This window comes from Nocardia sp. NPDC004604 (assembly GCF_040609795.1).
GTDB lineage: Bacteria > Actinomycetota > Actinomycetes > Mycobacteriales > Mycobacteriaceae > Nocardia.
This window is the reverse complement of record NZ_JBEXLC010000321.1, coordinates 1-2,189: the sequence shown is the minus strand read 5'-3', so window position 1 is coordinate 2,189 and position 2,189 is coordinate 1. Positions and strand designations below refer to the sequence as shown.

Sequence of the window (2,189 nt, the reverse complement as noted above, 5' to 3'; positions counted from 1 at the left end):
GCCGCGGCCCGCGGTGCGGCGATGCCGACGGCGGCGGCCGCCGGTGTGCTCGGCACGCTCGTCGACTACGCCGGTGGCATCCCCGCCGCCAGCGCCATTCGGGACGACGGCCACCTCGGCGTCATCCGCTACGTCTCGGATCGCCGCCCCGGTGCGGAATGGATGGCCGGTAAGCCGCTACGCGCCAACGAGGTCGACCAATTACATGCCGCGGGTCTGACAATCGTGTCGAACTACCAGTTCGGCAAGGGATCGACCGCCGACTGGCGCGGCGGTATGGAGGCGGGCAAGAAGCACGCGGCACGCGGGCTGGAACTGCACCTCGCCGCGGGCGGCCCGGAGAACCGTCCGATCTACGCCTCCATCGACGACAATCCGACCGCGGTCGATTTCGCCACCATGATCGCGCCCTACATCCTGGGCTGGGAGTCGGTGATCGGCAAGCAGAACGTCGGTATCTACGCGAACTCACCGACCATCGAGCTGGCCCGGGTCGCGGACCTGGGGTCCTGGTACTGGCAGCACAATTGGGGCACACCGAAGGGCTTCGTGCACCCATCCGCCCATCTGCACCAGATCGAGATCGACAAGCGAGCCATCGACGGCATAGGTGTCGACGTGAACAACATCCTGGCCGCCGAATACGGCCAGTGGTGAACTAGACCGAGATCAGGTGGAACCGCGCGCCTACCCGGGCCGAAGCGATTCCACCTGATCTCGATCGAACTACGTTTGGCAGTGGCAGGTAGCGGCGACGCGGAGTTCGGGTTCGTCGTCGGGGACCACGCGCAGGGTGGGACGGTTATCGGGGGCCTCATGGTCGCCGCGCCAGGAGAACAGCGACCAGCGGGAGATGCCGGAGAAGGCGGAGCCGAGGCTGCCGATCGAGAACGACGAGATCACCGAGCCGAACGATCCGACGGCGCCGATGGACAGAATTGAGCCCACGCTGCCGATCGACAGGATCGAGTAGGCGGAGCCGATGGACAGGATCGAGCCTTCCGAGCGGATGGACAGGATCGAACGGCGCGAACGCTTGCTCCGGATCGAATGACCCGGGTGGATCGCGGAACGGGACCGAAGCGAATTATCGACAGTCGCCATGGCTTTGGTCTACCACAGTCCTTTCCCGACGGCGCGCTATCGCGACGATTCGGACGATGTGTCGACAGCAGCGAAGCCCGGCGGCCCTGTTCGGGCCACCGGGCTTCGCGGGGAGGAATCAGGCGACGGTGAAGAAGCCGAGCATCGGCAGGAACGAGCAGGTCCGCGGGTCGGCGTCCTCGGCCTTGGTGGTCAGCGAACCGCCGACGACCGCGACGACCCGTCCCGAACCGGTGTTGACGATCGCCGAGAGCGTGGCCGGACCGTCCGGGTTGATCTTCGCCTCGTCGGTCAGCGGCTGGACGCCGGACTGGCGAGTGTCGAGATTCAGCCACTGGACCGTCATCGGCGGATTCTGGTCCGGCGTCGGCCCCCTGGTGCCGAGTGCGGTGAACACGAATCCGGTCTGACCGGCCTGCGGTCCCGGCGGCGGCAGCGTGGCCGGGCCCGGGACGGCAAGTGCGGTGCCGACCGAATCGGCGCCGGGGCCGATGCAGCCCTTGCCGATGCTCGGGTAGAGGAACTGGGCGATGGCCGGGCCACCCTGCGGGACCTCGGGGCCGCCGCCACCGCTGCCGTCCAGGAAGGTGATGATCCGTTCCAGGGTGGACTTGATCTGCGGTGGCAGGTTCAGCGACGCCAGCAGGGCCCGCGCCTGATCGAGGATCGCGCTCTTCGGCGAATCCGCGGTCGGCTTGGCATCGGCGACCGGCTTGGCATCGGCCGGTCCCGCGATGGCGCCGACAATGGCCGGGGCCAATGCGGCGAGCATATCGATCGGGACGCCCTCGGGAACCATGGGAATGGCGTTCCGCGATGCGACGGGTGCTGGGGCCGGTGCCGCGACTGCCGTCGACGGCGCGGCGAGCGAAGCGCTCGCTGCGATGGCGAGCGCGGACAACATGATCCGCGATCCTCGGGTGCGAAGCACTGGTCTAGCCGTCCTTAACCTCGGGTACATCACAGGAGCGATGCAAAAAGCCATCGTTTCGGGGTCACTCTAGGGACATGATCGCCATGTTGTACAGCTGCCAAGCCCCTAATTCTGTTGTGGACGATCAGTGTTATCAGACGGTAGCGCCATC

General features: G+C 67.0%; 3 protein-coding genes. 1 reads left to right on the top strand and 2 read right to left on the bottom strand.

Annotated elements, in window-relative coordinates:
* On the top strand, positions 1 to 657 hold a 657-nt coding region (locus ABZW16_RS43810), incomplete at its 5' end, for a DUF1906 domain-containing protein (RefSeq protein WP_354962078.1).
* A gap of 69 nt (positions 658 to 726) precedes the next feature.
* Here ABZW16_RS43810 and ABZW16_RS43805 read toward each other — a convergent pair.
* Both ABZW16_RS43805 and ABZW16_RS43800 read right to left on the bottom strand, forming a co-directional pair.
* Positions 727 to 1,104 (bottom strand): hypothetical protein, encoded by a 378-nt coding sequence (locus tag ABZW16_RS43805; RefSeq protein ID WP_354962077.1) that lies wholly within the window; start codon positions 1,102 to 1,104, stop codon positions 727 to 729.
* 118 nt (positions 1,105 to 1,222) lie between these two features.
* Positions 1,223 to 2,008: a hypothetical protein gene (locus ABZW16_RS43800; RefSeq protein ID WP_354962076.1), complete on the bottom strand. Its 786-nt coding sequence runs from the start codon at positions 2,006 to 2,008 to the stop codon at positions 1,223 to 1,225.
* Positions 2,009 to 2,189 lie beyond the last annotated feature (181 nt).